Annotated in this window: 19 protein-coding genes, 2 tRNA genes and 1 pseudogene; 9 read left to right on the top strand and 13 right to left on the bottom strand. The window is 63.4% G+C overall.

All coding sequences use genetic code 11. The features are described from left to right. Positions 1–103: 103 nt before the first annotated feature. The 3 genes and pseudogenes from FHS75_RS05875 to FHS75_RS05865 all read right to left on the bottom strand — a co-directional run bounded on the left by FHS75_RS05875 (position 104) and on the right by FHS75_RS05865 (position 3,053). Positions 104–1,262 (bottom strand): annotated as a pseudogene (locus FHS75_RS05875) (IS3 family transposase). A 316-nt stretch (positions 1,263–1,578) separates the two neighbouring features. After that, entirely contained in the window at positions 1,579–2,568 is a 990-nt protein-coding gene (locus tag FHS75_RS05870; RefSeq protein WP_179406799.1) for a GSU2403 family nucleotidyltransferase fold protein, read from the bottom strand. A gap of 398 nt (positions 2,569–2,966) precedes the next feature. Continuing rightward, positions 2,967–3,053, bottom strand: a tRNA-Leu gene (locus FHS75_RS05865). A 183-nt stretch (positions 3,054–3,236) separates the two neighbouring features. Here FHS75_RS05865 and FHS75_RS05860 point away from each other — a divergent pair. Beyond that, positions 3,237–4,193, top strand: a complete 957-nt coding sequence (locus FHS75_RS05860; protein WP_229735638.1) for a complex I NDUFA9 subunit family protein — start codon at positions 3,237–3,239, stop codon at positions 4,191–4,193. 3 nt (positions 4,194–4,196) lie between these two features. On the opposite strand, the gene FHS75_RS05855 is transcribed toward FHS75_RS05860, so the two are convergent. Beyond that, on the bottom strand, positions 4,197–4,868 hold the full coding sequence (locus FHS75_RS05855; protein ID WP_179407395.1) for a glutathione S-transferase family protein: 672 nt from the start codon (positions 4,866–4,868) through the stop codon (positions 4,197–4,199). Between the two features lie 104 nt (positions 4,869–4,972). After that, on the bottom strand, positions 4,973–5,389 hold the full coding sequence (locus FHS75_RS05850) for a hypothetical protein (RefSeq protein ID WP_179406798.1): 417 nt from the start codon (positions 5,387–5,389) through the stop codon (positions 4,973–4,975). A 67-nt stretch (positions 5,390–5,456) separates the two neighbouring features. Here FHS75_RS05850 and fdhD point away from each other — a divergent pair, with 67 nt between their 5' ends. After that, on the top strand, positions 5,457–6,278 hold the full coding sequence (gene fdhD / locus FHS75_RS05845; RefSeq protein ID WP_229735639.1) for a formate dehydrogenase accessory sulfurtransferase FdhD: 822 nt from the start codon (positions 5,457–5,459) through the stop codon (positions 6,276–6,278). Here the strand turns inward: fdhD and metW are convergent, their stop codons facing one another. After that, a complete protein-coding gene (gene metW / locus FHS75_RS05840) occupies positions 6,279–6,887 on the bottom strand; it encodes a methionine biosynthesis protein MetW (protein WP_229735640.1) in 609 nt (202 codons plus the stop codon). It abuts the gene before it with no gap. Further along, positions 6,884–7,993: a homoserine O-acetyltransferase MetX gene (gene metX, locus FHS75_RS05835; protein ID WP_179407392.1), complete on the bottom strand. Its 1,110-nt coding sequence runs from the start codon at positions 7,991–7,993 to the stop codon at positions 6,884–6,886. Before metX ends, metW begins: the two co-directional genes overlap by 4 nt. 96 nt (positions 7,994–8,089) lie before the next feature. Here metX and hisC point away from each other — a divergent pair, with 96 nt between their 5' ends. The 3 genes from hisC to FHS75_RS05820 all read left to right on the top strand — a co-directional run bounded on the left by hisC (position 8,090) and on the right by FHS75_RS05820 (position 10,986). Beyond that, a complete protein-coding gene (gene hisC / locus FHS75_RS05830) occupies positions 8,090–9,208 on the top strand; it encodes a histidinol-phosphate transaminase (RefSeq protein ID WP_179406797.1) in 1,119 nt (372 codons plus the stop codon). Further along, positions 9,205–10,119 carry a prephenate/arogenate dehydrogenase family protein gene (locus FHS75_RS05825; RefSeq protein ID WP_179406796.1) on the top strand — a complete coding sequence of 305 codons (915 nt, stop codon included), beginning with the start codon at positions 9,205–9,207 and terminating at the stop codon, positions 10,117–10,119. Before hisC ends, FHS75_RS05825 begins: the two co-directional genes overlap by 4 nt. Positions 10,120–10,209: 90 nt before the next feature. Beyond that, positions 10,210–10,986, top strand: a complete 777-nt coding sequence (locus FHS75_RS05820) for a transglutaminase-like domain-containing protein (protein WP_179406795.1) — start codon at positions 10,210–10,212, stop codon at positions 10,984–10,986. On the opposite strand, the gene FHS75_RS05815 is transcribed toward FHS75_RS05820, so the two are convergent. Genes FHS75_RS05815 through ftsE form a run of 4 tightly spaced genes read right to left on the bottom strand, consistent with a single transcriptional unit; the run spans position 10,983 to position 13,887 of the window. Then, entirely contained in the window at positions 10,983–11,678 is a 696-nt protein-coding gene (locus tag FHS75_RS05815; protein WP_179406794.1) for a lysophospholipid acyltransferase family protein, read from the bottom strand. The two genes, FHS75_RS05820 and FHS75_RS05815, sit on opposite strands and share 4 nt — an antisense overlap. Continuing rightward, a complete protein-coding gene (locus FHS75_RS05810) occupies positions 11,678–12,205 on the bottom strand; it encodes a YdcF family protein (RefSeq protein ID WP_179406793.1) in 528 nt (175 codons plus the stop codon). Before FHS75_RS05810 ends, FHS75_RS05815 begins: the two co-directional genes overlap by 1 nt. Before the next feature lie 9 nt (positions 12,206–12,214). Further along, positions 12,215–13,135 carry a cell division protein FtsX gene (locus tag FHS75_RS05805; protein ID WP_179407391.1) on the bottom strand — a complete coding sequence of 307 codons (921 nt, stop codon included), beginning with the start codon at positions 13,133–13,135 and terminating at the stop codon, positions 12,215–12,217. An 11-nt stretch (positions 13,136–13,146) separates the two neighbouring features. Beyond that, positions 13,147–13,887 carry a cell division ATP-binding protein FtsE gene (gene ftsE / locus FHS75_RS05800; protein ID WP_179406792.1) on the bottom strand — a complete coding sequence of 247 codons (741 nt, stop codon included), beginning with the start codon at positions 13,885–13,887 and terminating at the stop codon, positions 13,147–13,149. A 140-nt stretch (positions 13,888–14,027) separates the two neighbouring features. Between ftsE and FHS75_RS05795 the strand changes: the two genes are divergently transcribed. Further along, positions 14,028–15,068 (top strand): zinc-ribbon domain-containing protein, encoded by a 1,041-nt coding sequence (locus tag FHS75_RS05795; protein WP_179406791.1) that lies wholly within the window; start codon positions 14,028–14,030, stop codon positions 15,066–15,068. 19 nt (positions 15,069–15,087) lie between these two features. Here the strand turns inward: FHS75_RS05795 and acs are convergent, their stop codons facing one another. Then, complete coding sequence (gene acs / locus FHS75_RS05790; protein WP_179406790.1) at positions 15,088–17,046, bottom strand: acetate--CoA ligase; 1,959 nt, start codon at positions 17,044–17,046, stop codon at positions 15,088–15,090. Between the two features lie 206 nt (positions 17,047–17,252). On the opposite strand from acs, the gene FHS75_RS05785 reads away from it, so the two are divergent. Further along, positions 17,253–17,339: transfer RNA gene (locus FHS75_RS05785), tRNA-Leu, on the top strand. Between the two features lie 224 nt (positions 17,340–17,563). Here FHS75_RS05785 and FHS75_RS05780 read toward each other — a convergent pair. Continuing rightward, entirely contained in the window at positions 17,564–19,891 is a 2,328-nt protein-coding gene (locus FHS75_RS05780; RefSeq protein ID WP_373285036.1) for a TonB-dependent receptor, read from the bottom strand. Between the two features lie 165 nt (positions 19,892–20,056). On the opposite strand from FHS75_RS05780, the gene FHS75_RS18240 reads away from it, so the two are divergent. Together FHS75_RS18240 and FHS75_RS05770 are read left to right on the top strand one after the other, a co-directional pair. Next, complete coding sequence (locus tag FHS75_RS18240) at positions 20,057–20,272, top strand: response regulator transcription factor (RefSeq protein WP_373285040.1); 216 nt, start codon at positions 20,057–20,059, stop codon at positions 20,270–20,272. 16 nt (positions 20,273–20,288) lie between these two features. Beyond that, complete coding sequence (locus FHS75_RS05770) at positions 20,289–20,795, top strand: nuclear transport factor 2 family protein (protein ID WP_179406787.1); 507 nt, start codon at positions 20,289–20,291, stop codon at positions 20,793–20,795. Positions 20,796–20,853: the final 58 nt, after the last annotated feature.

Raw genomic sequence — 20,853 nt, 5'->3', positions numbered from 1 at the left:
TGGCGGAGGTTGCCCAAAAAACGTGAATGACCGCCAGCTTGGTCGCTTCCATTTCGACCATGTTGCTTATCACCTGCCGGAACTGTGAATAGCCCCGAGTTGTCTAGACGCCCTCGGTGCTCATCATCTGCTGCCGTTCGAACTCTACGGGTGACAGCATCCCGTTCCTCACATGCTTGCGTATCGGGTTGTAGAACATCTCGATGTAATCGAACACATCCTGCCTGGCCTCGTCTCGTGAGCGATAGGTCCGTCGCCGGATGCGTTCGCGCTTGAGCAGGTTGAAGAAGCTCTCGACCACGGCGTTGTCATGGCAGTTGCCACGCCGGCTCATCGAGTGCTCCAGGTTGTGCGCCTTCAGGAACGAGGCCCAGTCCATGCTGGTAAACTGCGATCCTTGATCCGAGTGGATCAGCACGGTGTTCTTCGGCTTCCTGCGCCACACCGCCATCAGCAGTGCCTGCAGGACCAGATCGGTGATCTGGCGGTTCTGCATCGACCAGCCCACCACTCGGCGGGAGTAAAGGTCGATCACCACCGCCAGATAGGCAAAGCCCTCCTGCGTCCTGATGTAGGTGATGTCGGTCACCCATGTCTTGTCGGGTGCCGCGACATCGAACTGGCGGGCCAGCGTATTGTCGACCACCCTGGATGGCTTGCCACCATAGCTGCCCGGCCTGCGCTTGTAGCCGATCCTCGCTTTAATACCCGCCAGACTGGCGAGACGCGCCACGCGGTTCGGGCAGCAGGTCTCGCCCTGATCGAGCAGGTCGTCGTGCAGTTTGCAGTAGCCATAGACCTTGCCGCTGTCTTCCCACGCCTGCCGGAGCAGCTCGGTCTGCCGAGCATCTTCCTTCGCCCGTCTGCTCAACGGGTTCTTCAACCAGGCGTAGAAGCCGCTGGGCTGGATGCGAAGACACCGGCACATCACACGCACCGGGAACAGCGTGCGATGCTCGGCAACGAACGCGTATCTCACTTTGCATCCCTGGTGGAACGAAGTGGCCAAAGGTCAAATACGCGGTGGCTTTTTTTAGGATGTCGCGCTCCTCGGTCACCCGCAGCAGCTCGCGCTTCAGCTGGCGGATCTCGGCATCCTTCGACCCATCTTCGGGCCGCCGTGCGAACTGCCGCTTCCATGCATACAGCGAATGCTGGCTGACCCCGAGCCGCTGCGAAACCTCCGCCACCCGGTAGCCGCGCTCGGTGATCTGGGCCACCGCATCACGCTTGAACTCGTCGCTGAAATTAGCTTTCCCCATCGTCGCCTCCTGTCCTCAAATTTAGGAAAGAAGGCGTCCACAAATCTAGGGGCTATTCAACTGGAGAGCGACGGCGCAATAACCCACCCCGCTCACAACGCATGTCGGAAGACAAAATTCAGCGCGAGACTCTCGCTCCGACCAGCCTCGCGCCGCTACATGTAATATCCGTACAAATTTCCCAAAAAGCCGACAGTCCGCAATCGGCCCAGTTTCTGTCACCATCGCTACGACAGTGATCCCGGAAAGCTTAGTACGGCGACACCTACCGATGACCTGAAAGCAACCGATAACAAGGGAGCCGGCGTCGGATCGCTTAATCGCGCTGCGGTTTCTTGGCATCCCATCGTTCAAAATGCGGCTTCAATACTTCGGGCAGCTCTTTGCAGAATTCTTCATCCAATGGGTAATGCCGCATGGCAACCCAGACTGCATCAAGCACGGCATTTCCTTGCTTGCGATCCTTGGGCTTCTTTTGCGGATCGCGCTCACGCTTTTCTGCCATCCACAGTTTCTGCAAGGCGAACCATCGCGGATCGGGAACAACCATGCGCGCAGCTTCGCCGTCGCGTACACCAACGACGCGGTCGACCGGTCGTCCATTCAACAGCCATTCCTGTTCGGGTAGCGGTATGGGCCGAGGTCGGTCCTGCAAAACTTGTCCGCTAATGCGGCTAGGGGCCGAAAGAATTTCCACCTCGTATGCCTTGGCGTTGCGTGCCTGGAAAGGCCGCTCGGTGTTCACCGAGTAGGTCAAGTCGGCTTCTTTAAGCACTTTCCATAAGGTTGGTCGGTCCTCATCAGCCTCGATTCCGGTCAACGCCATGTCAAAATCCAGTGTTGTGTCGGGCGCATCTCGAATGAATCCATTTGCCTCCAAGGCATATGCAATCAGAGCGTTGGTGCCGACTACCATGGCCTGATCTCCAAGAAAACGAAGGCGGTCAGCTTCGCGCAGGATCTTGCCCGCCTCCGCCGGGAGCATTGGGAGACGCAGCGCGCGGTACAGGCTCGCTTGTTCCTTGAGCGCGTCCTTGCTTCCTGAAAGACGTTCCTTGAGCTCTGCCTTCTCAGCCTTGTAATCGTCGAATTCAGCCTGCTTTTCCTGATCGAGCGGGCCCTTGCTCTTCATCGATCCGCGCCGATCTGTAACCTCATAAAGATATTCTCGACCAGAAACCTCCTTGATGCGCATGTTGTAGGGCATCTCATTCAGCGCACGCAGGGCCTCCATCCAGACCTGGTAGGTCTGCTCGAGATTGACGATCACCCTTGCCTGTTCGTCGGAAAACGGTTTGAAGTTCATGTATTACCCTGCAATCTGCGATTTCACGAAAATGCAGGGTAAAGACCGGAAATGCAAGATTTACGCAGCATCTCCTCAATTCATACGAATTGCAGGGTAAGTTGCCTAGACCGCTCCCCAAACTTCCCCAAGCGTGGCAATCGCTCAAGAGACAGGAAAGAGGCGTTCCTCACGGGAATGACGATGCGGGCCTCCGAATTCGGATTTTCAGAAGGCCCACAGAAAGGCCCGCAAGAATTTCAAGCCAGAATGATCCGGGACTATCGATGATTCGAACGCTGGAGACCGATAGGCATTGAAAGAGAAGGGAAAAGACAAGCCGAGACAAGAATTTGGAGAACCAATGTGAGTCCTCAAAGTATCCCATTTTTTCTATGTATTTCAATGCTTTAAGCTAATGGTGCCCAGAAGAGGACTCGAACCTCCACGCCCTTTCGAGCGCCGCCACCTGAAGACGGTGCGTCTACCAATTCCGCCATCTGGGCACGGGGCGCGAACGCCGTTTTGCGTTGCGCCGGGTAGGTGCGGGCGGATAGCGGCGGGGGTGGGGTTTTGTCAATCGCCGATGCGTCGTTTTCAGGTGGTGCGGGCCAAGGCTGTTGCGCCGCCATTACCGGCAGTGCATGGGGCGGTTCGAAAGACTTGGCGTGAAACTAAACGGACGGGCGATGACACAGGCGAACGACGGGATGGACCTTTACGGCAAGGTCGTGACCGTGCTGGGCGGCAGCGGCTTTTTCGGCGAGCACGTGGCTCAGGAACTGCTCGGCCGCGGCGCGCGCATCAGGATCGCGAGCCGGAACCCCGAGAAGGCTTACCAGATCAAGCCTCTGGGCAACCTTGGCCAGACACAGTTCGTGCGTTGCGACGTGACGAGGCCCGAAAGCGTTGCCGCTGCCGTTCGCGGCGCCGATGCGGTAGTCAACCTGGTCGGGGCCTTTACCGGCAATCTGGATGCGATCCAGGGGCGCGGGGCTGGCCGCATCGCAGAAGCGGTGAAGGAAGCAGGTGCGACTTCGTTCCTGCACGTTTCGGCGAACGGCGCAGACGCGCAGTCCGAGGTCGCCTATGCCCGCACCAAGGGCGAGGGAGAGATCGCGGTACGGGACGCCTTCCCCGGAGCAACGATATTCCGCCCTTCGATCCTGTTCGGATCGGACGATTCTTTCGTGATGATGTTCGCAGGCCTTATTTCGACATTTCCGATCCTGCCCGTATTCGGACCGGACGCCAGGCTGCAGCCGGTGTTCGTCGACGATGCCGCGGAAGCGATCGGGAATGCGCTGGCGAGACCCGCGGAACACGGCGGCGAGACGTACGAAATCTGCGGCCCCGAAGTTCTCACCATGCTCGACCTGAACGAGCGCATCGCGAAGGCTCAGGCGCGCAAGCGGCACTTTCTCCCGCTGCCCGATGCGGTTTCCTCGGCAGTCGCAGCGGTTCCCGGCACGCCGATCACCAGCGATCAGTGGGCGCTACTGGAAAAAGGCAACGTGGCAACGGGCGACTATCCGGGCATGGAGGCGCTCGGCATTGCGCCGCGCCCGCTTGGCCTGTTCCTCGATCGCTGGATGGTCAGGTTCCGCAAACATGGCCGCTTCACGGAAAGTGCCGACGCCCGCTGACGGTCAGGCGTCGACTTCGGCGTAATGGCTGGGCGGCTGGATCACTTCCATCCGCTCGGACAGCAATGGCCGGAAGCTCGGTCGACTCTTGAAGACCGAATACCATCCCCGCGCCTGTTCGTGGCTCGACCAGTCGATCCCGCCGAGATAGTCGGCAACCGAGATCTGCGCGGCGGCGGCAAGGTCGGCAAGGCTCATCGTCGAACCGGCGAGCCAGGGCCGATGGTCGATCAGGTAATCGATGTAGTAGAGGTGCTCGTGCGCCAGCCTCATCGCCTCACGCAGGACCCGCGAATCGGGTGACTGGCGGTAGACGAGGCGCTTGGTCATCCGTTCGTGCAGCAGCGGTCCTGAGACATCTCCGAAGAAATTCTCGTCGAAAAGGGCAACAAGACGACGGATCTCGGCTCTCTGTACCGATGTGCCGTTGATCATCTGGTTGCGATCGACCGTTTCCTCGAAATACTCGCAGATCGCCCGACTGTCGCACAGCGAGATACCGCGTTCCGGATCGTGGAGTACGGGCACGCGCCCTGCCGGGTTCATGGCGAAGAATTCGTCCCGGCCTTCCCAGGGATTCTCGCGCCAGAGTTCGTATTCGACACCCTTCTCGCTCAGCAGCAGGCGCACCTTGCGGCTGAAGGGACAGAGGGGAAACTGGTAAAGCTGCCACATGCGCCCGGTATGGCCCAAGGCCGCGCGCGGCGTCCACCCGGCCAGCACATGTGGTCGCGTTTAATGGGGTGGATAAGTCCCCGCGAATACACAGGAGGCGCGGATCATTCGCGCGGGATGGCATCCTTCATTCGCTCAGCCATGTCCCTCAGGCCAGGAAGCATGGCGTCCATGGCATCGGCCATTTGCGCCATGCGGCCCATCATTCTCGGCACTTCGGACGCCATTTCGGCGGGAAGCGCCTCGGCTTCTGGGCCGGCGAGATCGCGCAGGCGCGCGTCGGGCGGGAGATCGCGCACGCTGTCGTCGCGCCCGACCGCCTCCATCGCCTTCACGAAGGGTTCGATCTCGAGATCGAGCAGGGCTTCGCTCATGGCGGAAATCGCGGCGGTGACGGCGATCTGGTTGACCGGATCGGACAGTTCGTCGGCAATATCGGCAGCGCCGCTGTCCTGAGCCATCGCGGGAACGGCGAGGGAAAGCGCTGCAATGGCCGGGATCATCCTGGCGAGACGTGTCATTTTCGCGAACCCTTGGGTGGCGGATTGGTGGAGGCATCCTAAGCGATCGTGCATTGCCCGGCCGTGAATGGCGATTGACGCCCCGGAGAGGGTGGCCGACATTGCCCCGATGGCGCAGCCGGTTCGCATATTTCCCGACGGTCGTGACGAGCCTGCGTTCGGCGACTGGGTTCCGGAGGTTCCCGTGGCGCTGGAATTCAACGGCCTGTCCTACGCGGTGATGATGGCGACGCCTGCCGACCTTGCGGATTTCGCCACGGGCTTCGCACTGTGCGAGGGGCTGGCTGCAGATGCGTCGGACATCGCGGAGCCGGACATCGCACAAGTCGAGACGGGCTGGATCGTGCGCACGCGGCTATCTGGTCTGGGTATCGAGAAACTGACCGAACGCATACGAACCCGCGTCGCGGAATCGAGTTGCGGCCTGTGCGGAATCGAGAATCTGGAACAGGTGGCAAGGCCGCTTCCGGCGGTGACGAAGCATCCGCGGCTTTCGCACGCTGCGGTGTTCAGGGCGCTTGCCGCCTTGCGCCAGTACCAGCCGCTGGGACAGTCGACCGGCGCTGCGCATGCAGCGGCCTGGGCCGATCCGGATGGGAACCTGGGCTGCGTCCGCGAAGACGTCGGGAGGCACAATGCGATGGACAAGCTGGTCGGCGCGATGGCGATCGCGGGCGATCCGCTCTCGCCCGGGCTTGTCCTGTCGACCGCGCGATGCAGCTACGAGATCGTCGAGAAGGCCGTGCGCGGCGGCGCGACGAGCCTGGTCACGATATCGCTCCCGACATCGATGGCCGTCGAGCGAGCCTCTAAAGCCGGCCTCAGCCTTTGGGCGCTTGCCCGTGACGACAGCGTGCTCTTCGTCAACGACGCTTCGGGGAGCGACTGACTAGCGCTGCTTCGAAAGCAGGAAGATCGCATGCTCGGCACGGAAGTTGGCGGCCGCCGCGCTCGTCTGCTTGTCTCCGTTGAGGAACCACGACTTCTCGACCGCGATACCGCGCTCGTCGAGGAGCGAGCGGAAGTCGTCGACCGTGACGTGGTGGATGTTGGGCGTTTCGTACCACGCCACGGGCAGCAGCCGCGTAACCGGCATGCGTCCACCGAACAGGAGCGAGAGGCGCACCCGCCAGTGCGCGAAGTTAGGAAAACTGACGAACGCGCGCCCGCCGATGCGCAGCAGTTCCTCGAGGATGACGGCGGGACGCAACGTGGTCTGCAAGGTCTGGCTGAGGATCGCGTAATCGAAGCTGGCGTCGGGATAGAAGGCAAGGTCCTCGTCCGCATCGCCCTGAATGACGGGCAGGCCCTTTGCCACGCATTCTGCCACGTTGGCCGGATCGATCTCCATGCCCCGCGCATCGCAGCCGCGCTCGTCGCGCAGCGCCGCCAGCAGCGCACCATCGCCGCAGCCGACGTCGAGCACCCGGGCTCCCGGCTCGACGTTCTGGGCGATGACCGAAAGGTCGGGCCGCAGCGAGGTGAGCGCCGGGCTCACTGATCGAGAAACCCCGTCACGACCCGGTCGAGCGCGGGCACCTCGAGAAGGAAGCTGTCGTGGCCATAGGGCGCGGACAGTTCGACGAAGGTGACGGGCGCGCCAGCAGCGTTCAGCGCATGGACGATGTTCCGCGATTCCGCCGTGGGATAGAGCCAGTCGGTATCGAAGCTGACGAGGCAGAACCGGGCCTTCGTGGTGCGGAAGGCATTGGCCAGGTATCCGCCGTGCTCTTCGGCCAGGTCGAAATAATCCATCGCCCGGGTGATATAGAGATAGGAATTCGCGTCGAACCGGTCGGTGAAGCTTATGCCCTGATAGCGCAGGTAGCTTTCGACCTGGAAATCGGCATCGAAGCCGAACGTCTTCTCCGCCCGGTCCTGAAGGTTGCGCCCGAACTTCCCGGTCAGCCCCGCTTCGGACAGGTAGGTGATGTGCGCGGCCATGCGCGCCACCGCGAGCCCCTTTTCAGGCCGATTGCCCGATGCGTAGTAGTCGCCGTCCTGCCAGGCACTGTCGGCCATGATCGCCTGCCTGCCGACCTCGTGGAACGCGATGTTCTGCGCGGAGTGACGCGCCGTTGCGGCCAGGACGAGCGCCGCAGATGCACGCTCCGGGAAATTGGCGGCGAGCGAAAGTGCCTGCATGCCCCCCATCGAGCCGCCGACGACGGCATGGAGCCGCTTGATCCCAAGCGCGTCGAGCAACGCGACGTGCGCGCGCACCATGTCGCGGATCGTGATGACGGGAAAGCGCATCCCGTAGGGCTTGCCGTCGGGCGCAAGGCTGGCCGGGCCGGTCGAGCCCATGCAGCTCCCCAGCACGTTCGCGCAGATGACGTAGAAGCGGTTGGTATCGATCGGTTTTCCCGGCCCCACCATCCGCGCCCACCAGCCCGGCTTGCCCGTGATCGGGTGGGGACTGGCAAGGTAATGGTCACCGGTCAGGGCATGGGCGACGAACACGGCGTTGTCTCTTGCCGGCGACAATTCGCCATAAGCTTCATACGCGACATCGACGCGGTCGAGCTGCCGTCCGCAGTCAAGCTGCAGCGGACCGGGGAGCGTCAGGGTCTCGCTCGCAACGGTGGTCGGGGCCGTGGCCATGGTGAGCGGCACTTGGGCGAGCGCAGGTAAGCTGTCAATTGTGCGCGAAAGCGAGGCTGTCATTCGGCGCATGCTTTCGCTAAGGGCCACGGCGCTATGGCCGATACAGAAACGACAATGCGAACGCCCCAGCCCAAGCCGTGGATCGAGGCGCTCCATGCCTATGTTCCCGGCAAGTCTGCGGCACCGGACGGACGTCCGCTCGTCAAGCTTTCGGCGAACGAGAACCCGCTCGGGACAAGCGAACACGCGCTTTCCGCCAGGGCCGATGCCCTCGCGCCGTCGCGCTATCCCGATCCCGAGGCAAAGGCATTGCGCGGGGCAATCGGTCAGATGCACGGCATAGACCCGGCGCGCGTCGTCATGGGGACGGGGTCCGACGAACTGCTCAACCTCGCCGCACAGGGATACGCCGGTCCGGGCGACGAGGTGCTTTATGTCCGCTATGGCTTCTCGGTCTACGATATCGCGGCGCGACGGTGCGGAGCGACGCCGGTCGTCGCGCCCGACGGCGATTACGGCACCGATGTCGATGCGCTGCTCTCGCTCGTCAGCGAGCGCACGCGGGTCGTGTTCATCGCCAATCCCAACAACCCGACCGGCAGCTTCCTGCCGAAGGGCGAGATCGCGCGGCTGCACGCGGCCCTGCCCGGCGACGTCCTGCTCGTGCTCGACCAAGCTTACGGCGAGTACCTTGCGCCGGAAGACGATGACGGCGGCCTGCTGCTTGCGGCCGGTCACCACAACGTGCTCGTCACGCGGACCTTTTCCAAGATCTACGGCCTTGCCGGAGAGCGGATCGGCTGGGCCACCGGCGCACCGGGGATCGTCGCTACGCTCAACCGCATTCGGGGGCCATTCAACGTCACGTCGACGGGACAGGCGACGGCGCTCGCCGCGCTCGAAGACCGCGACTTCGTCGAACGGTCGCGCGTCCACAATGCGCAGGAGCGCGCGCGCTTTACCTCGGAGATCGAGGCGCTGGGCAATCATGGGCTCCGTCCGCTGCCCAGCGAGGCGAACTTCGTGCTCGTGCTCTTCGAAGGCGCTCTCACCGCAGAGAAGGCCTACGAAGGTCTCGCCGAACGCGGCTACATCGTGCGCTGGCTGCCGGGGCAGGGCCTGCCGCACGGGCTGCGCATAACGATCGGAACGCGCGACCAGATGGACGCCATCGCCGCGGCGCTCCGCGAAATGGCAGAAGGCGCGCAATGAGCTTCGAGCGCGTCGCGATCATCGGCCTTGGCCTTCTCGGCGGATCGATCGGCCTCGCCGTGCGCGAGTACCTCGGCGAGATAGAGACGACCGGCTATGACCGCGATCCCGCCACGCGCACCCGCGCCGCGGCGCGCGGGCTCGTCGGGACGGTCTGTGAGACTGCCTCCGAAGCCGTTCGCGGGGCCGATCTCGTCATTTTCTGCGTCCCTCCCGGGGCGATGGCCGATGCGGCAACCGAAATCGCCGGCACGCTTCCCGAAGGCGCGCTCGTCAGCGATGTCGGTTCATGCAAGCAATCCGTCGCAGAAGCGCTGGCGACCGCGCTTCCGAACAACCCGGTCATCCCTGCCCACCCGGTGGCGGGTACAGAGAATTCCGGGCCGGACGCAGGGTTCGCGACCCTTTTCCGCAATCGCTGGTGCATCGTCACGCCGCCCGAGCAAACCAATCTCGTGCTGCTGTCCGAACTCGTCACGTTCTGGGAAGCGCTGGGGGCCAACGTTGAGATCATGGATGCGCGCCACCACGATCTTGTCCTCGCCGTCACCAGCCATCTCCCGCACCTCATCGCCTATACGATCGTGGGTACGGCATCCGATCTCGAGGAAGTGACGCGCAGCGAGGTCATCAAGTACTCGGCTGGCGGCTTCCGCGACTTTACTCGGATCGCCGCGTCCGACCCGACGATGTGGCGCGACGTCTTCCTGTCCAACAAGGACGCCGTGCTCGAGATGCTTCAGCGCTTTACCGAGGACCTGACGGCGCTGCAGCGCGCGATCCGTGTCGGCGACGGGGACGCCCTGTTCGCGCAGTTCGAGCGGACGCGGGCCATCAGGCGGTCGATCATCGCCGAAGGTCAGGACGATGCACGCCCCGATTTCGGCCGCAGCGATCACGACGCGGGCTGAACCGGATCGCCGCACGAAATTTTTGCAACCATGGAGCCGCGCCGCCGCTCGCGCTTTGGGGGCGCATCAGACCTTGAATCCGGGTAAGCCATGAAACTCTCGATCCGTACCGAACTCGATTACGACCTCCCCTCCGAAACCGACGTGCTCTTGCAACTGGAAGCCGCGGCCATTCCCGAACAGACCGTGGAAGCGGCTCACATCGACCTGCCGCCAACCGATCATTTCGCACGCGTTCCCGGTCACGACACGATCGGGGAGCGCATCTGGCTTCGCCACCAGGGCAATCTGAAAGTCACCTACACTGCTACCGTGGACGTACACCGCCTCACTGCAGACTGCGGCGCGCTCGAGTCCGTCGAGCCGCACCTTCTGCCCGGTGAGACGGTCGAATACCTGATGCCCTCGCGCTATTGCCCCTCGGACGAATTCCAAAACCTTGTCGATGCCGAATTCGGCGAGAGCGGCGGCGGCAGCAGGGTCATGGCAATACGCGACTGGATCGAGGACGCGATCGACTATTGCCCCGGATCGAGCACCGCCTTCACCGGCGCGATGGAAACCTATGTCAGCCGGCAAGGGGTCTGCCGGGATTTCGCCCACCTGATGATCACGCTGGTACGGGCGAGCGGCATCCCGGCGCGTTTTGCAAGCGTCTACGGCATCGGCGTGCAGCCGCAGGACTTTCACGCGGTTGCCGAAGTCTTCCTCGACAACACGTGGTACCTCATCGATCCGACCGGAATGTCGACCGCGCAGCAGATGGCCAAGATCGGCGTCGGGCGTGACGCCGCCGACGTGTCCTTCCTGACAAGTTACGGCTTTGCGCAATTGAATGCGCAGCAGGTCTGGGTCGAGGAAGCCTAAGGACTATTCAGCGAATTGATCGCCTCGATGACGCGACCTTCCAGTTCCGGGCGCGGCAGGCCTGCCGGGATCGGCTCGCCCACCCGATAGGTTATCGTGCCGCGTTTCTTCCACCGCCGGTGGTAGAGCGGGCCGCTGTCCACCGCCACCGGAACGACCGGAAGCCCGAGCAGCTTGTAGGTTCCTGCAAATCCCGAACGCAGTTCGGGGCGCTCGCCGTGGGCGACGCGCGTGCCTTCGGGAAAGATCGCCAGGGGCCGTCCTTCCGCGGTGAGGGCGCGGGCCTTCTTGATCATGGCGCGCAAGGCGCTCGCCCCCTGGTTCCGCTCCACAGGGATCAGGCCGTAAGCGCCGCCGGCACGGCCCCAGAAGGGTATGCGAAGCAATTCGGCCTTTGCGAAGACCACCGGATGGTTCAGCGCCGTAGGCAGGTCGATCGCCTCGAAAAAGCTTTCGTGCTTGATCGCGACGAGCACGCCGCTGTCGGGAACCTCGCCTTCGATCTCGACCCGTATTCCCAGTACGTGGATCACGCACCAACGGTGGAAATGCGACCAGCCGTCCACTACCCGGATGAACCCGCCTCGGCTGAACGGCAGCGTGGCGAGCGCGGCGCCCACGTAAACCGCGGTGCCGATGTAGAAGGCCGCATAGAACGCAAGGCTGCGAAAGACTTCTACGGCTCGCGCCATCACTTTTCCCAGATCGACGAAACGCGCCGGGCCAGCAACTTGTGGTACTCGAGGAAGAGGATCCGCAGGCTTGGTTGCGAGGGTACCGCATCGCGCAGGATCTCGACTCCCGAAACGTTCCTTTCGAGCTCGAAGTCGGCCCGGCGCATGTGCCAGTCTGTCGTCACCAGGCGTATTGACGAGAAGTCGTTTTCCGCGATCCATGCGGCTGCTTCGGTCGCGTTGGTCCGCGTATCCACCGACTCGTAGCCGAGCGTAATGCAGCATTCCATGTGGCGCCGGGAGACGCCATACTCCGTCCGGAATTCCCGGGGACGAACCTCGCGATCGACACCGGAGACAAGAAGGCGGTCGGCCCACCCCTTCCTCAGGACCTCGATCGCACGGTCGATACGGCCGCTACCGCCCGTGAACACGATGACGGCATCGGTGCGCGTCTCTGACTCCGGTTGCGGCAACGCGATCGCGAACCAGAGAAATCCGAGCAGCCATGCAAGCACGGCCAGGGCGGCAACACGGCGAACCATCGGTGTGCCCTACAGCATCTTGCGCAAGGCGTGGAGCACAGTAACGCGGGCCGTGGCCATCGCCAGCAACACGGACACGATCGGAACCAGCGCCAGCAGCAACCAATCCGTCACGCCGAGCGCGCCCCCGTCGACCATCCCGGCCCCAAGTCCCGCGAAACGTCGTCCGAGGAACAGGATGACGACCGCCGCAAGTGCGAAACCGACCAGACCGCCACCCGCCGCATCGACTCCGATCGATCGCTGGAACACGCGCGCGATCTGGGCATCGGTACCGCCGAGCAGATGAACGATCTCGATCGTGTCGCGATTGGTGCCGAGAGCGCTCCTCGCAGCAAGCAGGACCGCGGCAGTCAGCGCGACGGATAGCAGTACGACGAGCGCGGCGGCGAGCCACTGGAGCGATACGATGGCGTCGAATACCGGCTTGAGCCAGCTCGACTGGGCATCGACGCGCGCGGCTGGTGCCGCCTCCGCAACGGCCGCGCGAATCCCTTCGATGGCATCGGCGGTCACTTTTCCGTCGATGCGGGCGTCGAGCAGCGCCGGAACCGGAATAGAGGCGCTTTCACCTCCGCCCGCTTCGCCGAGCCAGGGTTCGATTAGCTGGTCGACTTCCTCCCGAGGCACCAGCCTGACCGAAGCGACCTGCGGCAGTTCGCGAAGCACGGTCAGAGCATTCTGTGCCTGCGCATTGCGCGCGTCCGGATCGGCTTCCATGACCTGCACCGTCACCCCGCCCTCCAGCTCGGCGGCGGCCGCCTGGGCGGTGTTGCGAAGAGCGAGGCCCGCGGCGAGCGCGATAACCGTCATCGCGACCATGATCGCGATAACCCAGGGCATCGGGCCGGAAAGCCGGGCCTGAGGAACGATCTCGGTCTCTCCGGTCGCGGACAGGCTGCGCCAGCTTCGCGCCACGAGGCTCGGCATTTCGGCGCTGCTCACGCGCGCTGTCCCGCCATCGCGGGCATCCGCCTGGGCGGATATCGCAGCGCCCCGGTCGGATCGGACAGCCGCCCCTTGTCGAGCCGCATGATCAGCGAATCGGGCACCTTCTTGAGGAGGTGCACGTCGTGGGTCGCGACGACAACGGTCGTGCCTAGGCCATTCAGCGCTTCGAACAGGCGCAGCAGCTTGACTGCCATGTCAGGATCGACGTTTCCGGTCGGCTCGTCGGCCACCAGCATCTCGGGCCGCCCGATCACCGCGCGGGCAATCGCGACGCGCTGCTGCTCGCCACCCGAAAGCGTCGCAGGGCGCGCCTGCATGCGATCGGCGAGGCCCACCCAGTCGAGCATGTCGCGAACCGGCTTCTCAAGCTCGCGTTCGGTGACCCCCGCTACGCGCAGCGGCAGCGCGACGTTGTCGAATGCCGATAGATGCGGAACGAGCCGGAAGTCCTGGAAGACGACGCCTATCCTGCGCCGCAGCGCGGGAAGCCGTTCGCGCGAAAGCGTGATCGCGTCCGAACCGAACATCCGGATCATGCCGCGCGAAGGCCGCTGGGCGAGGTACAGCAGCTTGAGAAGCGACGTCTTGCCGGCACCGCTAGCGCCGGTCAGGAAGTAGAAGCTGCCGGGATAGAGTGTGAATGACAGGTCGCTCAGCACCTCGCGGTCGGTGCCGTAACGCAGCCCGACATTGTCGAAGTGAACGATCTCCCCGTCGGAATTCTGGCTCATCTTGTTGTCTATAGTCCGGTCTCGCGGGGTGCGGACAGGCCTATACCCGTCAATGAATGTGGAAAAAAGGGCGTTAAGCAGGCCGTCCGGCAGCCGCTGTCTTGCCGGTTCGCTTTCGCTCGTGCTTAAGCGGTGGTGCCATGATCATCGCCTGCCCTGCCTGTTCGACCCGTTACGTCGTGCCCGACAGTGCGATCGGGGCCGAAGGACGCACGGTGCGCTGCGCCAAGTGCCGGCACAGCTGGTTTCAGGAAGGTCCGGATCTTGCGGACCCGGTTGCTTCGCAAGATCCTTTCGAGGAAGCCGGTGTCCCCGCGCCGACGGCAGCACCCGTACCTCTTCCGCCCGAGCCCGAGCCCGAGCCCGAGCCTGCCGAACCTGCGCCCGAGGCGGAACCCGTCGCGGAGGAAGAAAGCGGCGAAAAGCCTTTTGGAGAGGCGCGCCACGGCCATGCCGCCGAGGAAGAGGTGACGCCACAGGTCGGCGACGCCGAACAAGGGCCCGCGCCGCGACCGCAGACGGCTTTCCAGCCTGCGCAGCCTGCAGCAGTTCCAGAAATGGCGAGCCCGACGCCGGACGCCGCATTGCATTGGCGCCAGAGCCCTATCGGACCGCGTGAGGAACCCGAACCGCCGCTGGCCGAAATCGGCGACAGGGGAGACAATGCGGGGGCAAGGTACGACGACGATACCGAGGGCCGGTATTTCGACGAAGCGCCATCGAGCTTCGAATTCGAACCACCGTTCCGTCCCCGCCGCAACCGCGCGAAGATTCTCATGATCGGTGCGATCCTTTTCGCGCTCGTCGCATTGGGGGCCGCGGCTGCCGTTTCCTATTACGGCCTGCCCGACTGGGTGCCGGTGAAACGCGCGACCTTCGCCGAGGCACAGCCAGACCTCGTCCTCGAGTTTCCGCCGAACAGGCAGGAACGGCGCACCCTGCCCAACGGAACCGAGTTTTTCGGGGCGAGCGGGACGATCACCAACGTCGGCCAGTCAAGGCGCACGGTTCCGGCGATCCTCATCGTGTTGCGCGATGCACGCGAACGAATCGTCTACAGCTGGGAGGTCGCGCCGCCGCAGCGCCAGCTCGCACCGGGTGAGAGCGTCACGGTAAACGAAGCGGTCACCGACGTTCCCAAGTCGGCGACCGCAGCGGAGATCGGCTGGAAACCGGGCTGACCCCGGCCGTCCCTGACGCTCAGCGGTTCTTTCTGCCTGCGATCAGCCCGTCGACGAGCGAAGGATCTGCGAGCGTCGAGGTGTCGCCGAGCGAGCCGTAATCATCCTCCGCGATCTTTCGCAGGATCCGGCGCATGATCTTGCCCGAGCGCGTCTTGGGCAGCGCCGGAGTGAACTGGATATGATCCGGAGAGGCTATCGGGCCAATCTCGGTCCGGACCCAGTTGCGCAGTTCCCTGGCCAGATCGTCGTCCGGCTCCTCGCCCGCCTTGAGCGTGACGTAGCAGTAAATGCCCTGGCCCTTGATGTCATGCGGATATCCAACCACCGCGGCCTCCGACACCTTTTCGTGCAGGACAAGCGCGCTCTCGACCTCGGCCGTGCCCATGCGATGGCCCGATACGTTGATGACATCGTCCACGCGTCCGGTGATCCAGTAGTATCCGTCGCCGTCGCGCCGGCAGCCGTCACCGGTGAAATACTTGCCCTTGTAGTGCGAGAAGTAGGTCTGGACGAAGCGGTCGTGATCGCCATAGACCGTCCTCGCCTGGCCCGGCCAGCTTGCCGTGATGCACAGGTTGCCCTCGGCCGCGACGTTCTTGTCCTCGTCGGCGAGCACCTTGCCTTCATTGTCGACGATCTGTGGCCGGATGCCGAAAAACGGCCGCCCCGCACTCCCCGGCTTCATGGCGTGGGCCCCGGGGAGCGTCGTGATCATCACGCCGCCGGTCTCGGTCTGCCACCAGGTATCGACCACGGGCACGCGGCTCTTGCCCACGACATCGCGATACCAGCGCCAGGCTTCCGGATTGATCGGTTCGCCCACGGATCCGAGGAGCCTGAGCGATGAAAGGTCGTGCCGCGTCACCCAGTCGTCGCCCTCGCGCATCAGCGCGCGGATCGCCGTTGGAGCCGTGTAGAGAATGGCGACCTTGTGCTTGTCGACGATGCGCCAGAAGCGGTCGTGCTCGGGGTAGTTGGGCACGCCTTCGAAGATCAGGGCGGTCGCGCCGTTCTGCAGCGGGCCGTAAACGATGTAGCTGTGGCCTGTTACCCACCCGATGTCGGCGGTGCACCAGTAGATTTCGCCGGCGCGATAGTCGAACACGTAGCGGAAGGTCGTTTCGGTCCAGACAGCGTATCCGCCCGTGGTATGAAGCACCCCCTTCGGCTTTCCGGTCGAACCCGAGGTGTAGAGGATGAACAGCGGGTCCTCGGCATTCATCGTGACGCAAGGGCACTCGGCAGGGACGCCCTGTGACAATTCGTGGTACCAGTGGTCGCGCCCCTCGGTCATGTCGATCTCGCCGCCGGTATGGCGAACGACGAGCACGCCCCTGACCGACACCTTCTTCAAGGCGGCATCGACATTGGCCTTGAGCGGAATGCGTTTGGCACCGCGCAGTCCCTCGTCGGCGCAGATCACCCAGTCGCTCGCGCAATCCTCGATCCGTCCGGCGATCGCATCGGGCGAGAAACCGCCGAAAACCACCGAATGGATCGCGCCGATGCGCGCGCAGGCGAGCATCGCGACCACGCCTTCGATCGTCATCGGCATGTAGATCGTGACCCGGTCGCCCTTAGCCACGCCCATCCTGAGCAGCGTGCCTGCCATCCGGACAACCTCTTCGAGCAGCTGCGCGTAGGTCAGCTTGCGCACGTCCGCGACAGGATCGTCGGGCTCGAAGATCAGCGCGATGTCCTCCCCGCGTCCGGCGTTCACGTGACGGTCGACCGCATTGAAACAGATGTTGAGCGTTCCGTCTGCGAACCAGTTGATCCGGACCGGATCGAAGGACCAGTCCCCGACGCGCGTCGGCGGTGCCACCCAGTTCAGCCGCTGGGCCTGCTTCAGCCAGAAGCCATGCGGATCCTCGATCGAGCGTCCGTACATTTCGCGGTACTGCTCGAGGGTACAGGAGGTGCCTGCAACGGCGGCATCGGGGACGGGTACCAGTTGGTCGTGGGCTTGCGTCATGCGGGTCCTCTGCTCCTAGCCTCGATATTCTCTCGTTCCGATACCGGTACATCGCGCATCGCGCGCCGCAGTTCAAACAGTGAAAACCGTGGCGACCGGCAGCCGCGTCCCGCGATTTGCGTCAATCGCCGCTTGCAGGCCTCAAGGCCCTTTGCTAAGGGCGCGCTCCTGCCGACGGGGCGCCTCGAAGCGCACCTCGTGATTTAGCGGTCGTGGCGGAATTGGTAGACGCGCAACGTTGAGGTCGTTGTGGGCGAAAGCCCGTGGAAGTTCGAGTCTTCTCGACCGCACCAGGCAGTTCTGTAGTGGACCGGATTTTCGCCCTCGGGCGATCTTCGCCCGTCGAGTGGCGCAGTTCTGCGACGCTTTTGCGAAGCGTCGCATGCTGGGTGAAACCGGAGTCTTGGTCCAGCCCCGGCATTCGGGGTTCTCTTTCCACACCGACCGTCCCGCATTGACTTGCGAACTATTTCGCGTCGCCGGCTGCGAATTCGCATTCCCGGGCCGGGAAAACGGATCAGAAGCTGAAGCGCATTCCTGCCGTCCATCGGCGCGGAGCGCCGGGGCCAAGAGCACGGGGGTCGGAAGCATCCGGCGCTTCGACCAGCTCTATTTCATCGACTTCGCTGAACGTGCCGAAAGTCTCATATCTTCGGTCGAATACATTTCGCAGTTCGCCGAAAAACGAGATTCCCCCTGCAAGTTCGACGCTGCCACGCAGGTTGAACAGGACATAACCCGGAATCGGGCTGTTCCGGTTTGCTTCATCGCCGACAAGGTACTGGCTCGAGCGCGCGACCACGTCGCCACCGATGGTGAAGCCGCGTCCGCTCAGTCGGCCGGAATGGTCGACGCTGAGCGTTGCGCTGTGGCGCGGCAGGCCGGGCAGGCGATCTCCCGGCGCAACCTCGACCAGACCGCCCTCGCCAGCTTCCGGGTTCGCGGGACTGCTCAGCGTGATCGCAGAGCGGTAGGTTGCATCGATGAAGGCATAGCTAAACAGCAGTTGCAGGCCGCCGCGGCGCGCTTTCATGGACGCCTCGACGCCCTGCCTCCGGGTCTCTCCGATGTTCCTGAAGAAAGCACGTCCCCGGATGTCCGCCGCAACGTACTGGATGTCGTTGGTATTTGTCGTGCGATAGCCCGAAAGCAGCCAGTCGAAAGTCCATGCCCCGCGCTCCCGGCTCCCTGACGCGCCAAGTTCGAAGCTCCTGGCCACCACCTGCTCAAGCGGCGGGTCGGCGATGAAAAAATTGGTCAGGCTGCATGGCGCATTCTCATCTGCGCACGAAAGTTCCGCAGCGGTAGGCACACGGTTTGTCTCGGAATACCCCGCGCGCAACGTCAAGCCGGATGCAGCTCTCCAATCGAGTTCGATTCCGGGGTTCAAGCGGCTGAAGCTGTGGTCGCCATTGAGCGTGGTGCCAAGCTGGTCGATCAGCCGTACGCGGGCATGGTTGTAGCGCAGGCCGATTTCCGCCGTCAGCGTATCTCCAAGCGGCAGCGTGTCGCTAAGGAAGCCGCTCCAGAACCGGGTGCGGGTTTCCAGCCCGACCGGGGCGATCGAGCCATCCCCCTGGTCGATGAACAGGCCAAGCCCTGTCACGCTGCGTTCGTCGGTCAGCTCGCCCAGTTCGGTCGAGGTAGAAAATTCACTCTCGCTGGAATCATAGCTGAAGCCCGCTGTCAGCCGGTTGGTGCGCCCTGCGAAGTCGTGCTCGCCGACGACCTGCGCAAGGATCCCCTCGGACCGCGTCTTTATATTTCCGCGATTGAGCACGCCATAATCGCTGCCGGCGAGAACATCGGCAAAGGTATTGCCGTTGGCGTCGGTGAGGACGCCTTGTTGCTCCTCCTCATCGGCACCGACCGTTTCAAGGCAAATGAGCCCCTCCAGTTCGTCCGCCTCGCATCCCTCGATATCGGCAGCATCGCCGTTCAGCGTCGCGGCCTTGCGCCGCTGGCGATAGAGCGTGGCTTCGAACCGAAGGCCGTCGGCGATGGCAAACCAGGGGTGCAAGCTGATCCTGCCGTATCGGTTTCGCGTGTTGTCGGGCCAGGTGAATACGGACCTGCGCCGCGCCGCCAGCAGTTCCACCGGCGCAACGCCGTTACCGGTCAGATCGGTATCTGCTCCGATGAACTTTACGTGCACGCCGGCCCGTTCGCCGTCGAACCCCAGATCGATGTAGCCGTTGACCAGATCGGACGGGCTGAAATCGCGCCACCCTTCTTCCTCGCGATACTGGAGCGCGCCGAAATAACTGAAGGAGCCGATGGCATCGCCTGCCGAAAGGCTGATATCGCGCTCGCCGTAGGAGCCGATGGCCGCAGCACCTTCGATCCCTTGCACGCTGCGGCCTGTGGCGGTTTCGATGACAAGCGCTCCGCCCAGCGCATTGAGGCCGTATAACGGGCTGGCATCGCGCAGGGTCACAGCCTCGATCGCCGCATCGGGGATCAGGTCGAAATTGACCGTATCTCCGAACGGCTGGTTGAACCGCGCGCCATCGACATAGACGGCAAGCCCCTGTGCCTGCCCCTGCAATGGCGAAGCAACATAACCGCGATAGAGAAGGTTGGGCTGCCACGGGTTATTCTGCGCATCCTGCAAGGTGACCCCGGCAAAATTGCGTGTAAGCGCACCCAGCAGGTCTGGCGTCCCGGCCACCCGGATGTCCTGCCGCTCGAGCCCGAGAGCATCCTCGAGGTCGGACGCGCCGCCGGGGGCGGTTACGATGATCACTTCTTCTCTGGAAGGACCTTCCCCCGTCCCGGAGGCCAATGCCGGGGATGCACAGCATAACAGGAGCAGACAGACACGGGCTTTCATCAGGCCACGCATCGCCCGTTCGGGGGGCAGATGCAAACCCGAAGGCCACCACAATTCCTTTCGCTTGTCCGGACGACGGATAGCCCGCGACTTGCCTGGGCGTACGGCTGGCGTCCGCAGGCGAGCGACGAAGACGCAACGGAGCGATGAGGCGTCGCAAGCGCTCGGGGGTGGGAAATCTCGACAAAGGAAAGTAGGCTATCGTCGCGCGAGTTCGACTGCCTCAAGCTCATGGCAGCGGGAAACTGCGACAGGGAGACGAGCGAAATGCTTGCGATCACCTCGACGACGGTCCGGTTCCACCTGCGCAATGCCATGACGAAGCTTGAAACCAGAAACCGCTGTGCGACCGGCCGTGTACACCGCCGCGCTCGAGGGAATGATCTAGGATGACCGGGGAGATTGAAAGATGAGTTCGGAAACGGAAACGGCTGCAAAGCTCGAGATCATGGAGCTTACGCACAAGGTGGCGCGCGGGGTCGATCGCAAGGACGTCGATCTATTCTGCGACTGTTTTATCGAGGGCGCGCATTTCGATGCCGGACTGGTATCGGGCCAGATGCCCGATGTCGGCCGCCAGATGTTCGAGATTATCGGCGACTCGATGCGCCGGACCCAGCACGCCGTAAGCAATCACATCATCCTTCTCGACGGGGATACGGCCAAGTGCGAGGCGCAGGTGATCGGGACGGCATTCTTCGATGTCGAGGGTGAGGAAATGGAGCTCGTGTTCGGCGGTCGCTATCTCGATGAATTCAGGCGGAACGACGGAGTCTGGAAGCTTTCGGCCCGTCGCATTCTGGTAGACTACGCCAGGAACCAGAAGTCGACCCACAGCGATGCCGGCGCCTACGAAGGCACGACCTACAAGGGAACGAGGGACAAGAACGACCCTTCGTACAAGTTCGTTTTCTAGGCGGTTGGCGCGAATTGCGGACGACCGTCGTTTGCGTGTAGCGCTCTGCGCCTGTCGG

Origin of the sequence: Novosphingobium marinum (assembly GCF_013408095.1) — a bacterium.
GTDB lineage: Bacteria > Pseudomonadota > Alphaproteobacteria > Sphingomonadales > Sphingomonadaceae > Novosphingobium > Novosphingobium marinum.
Note: the sequence above shows the minus strand (reverse complement) of the source record. Positions and strands in the feature narration are given on the sequence as shown.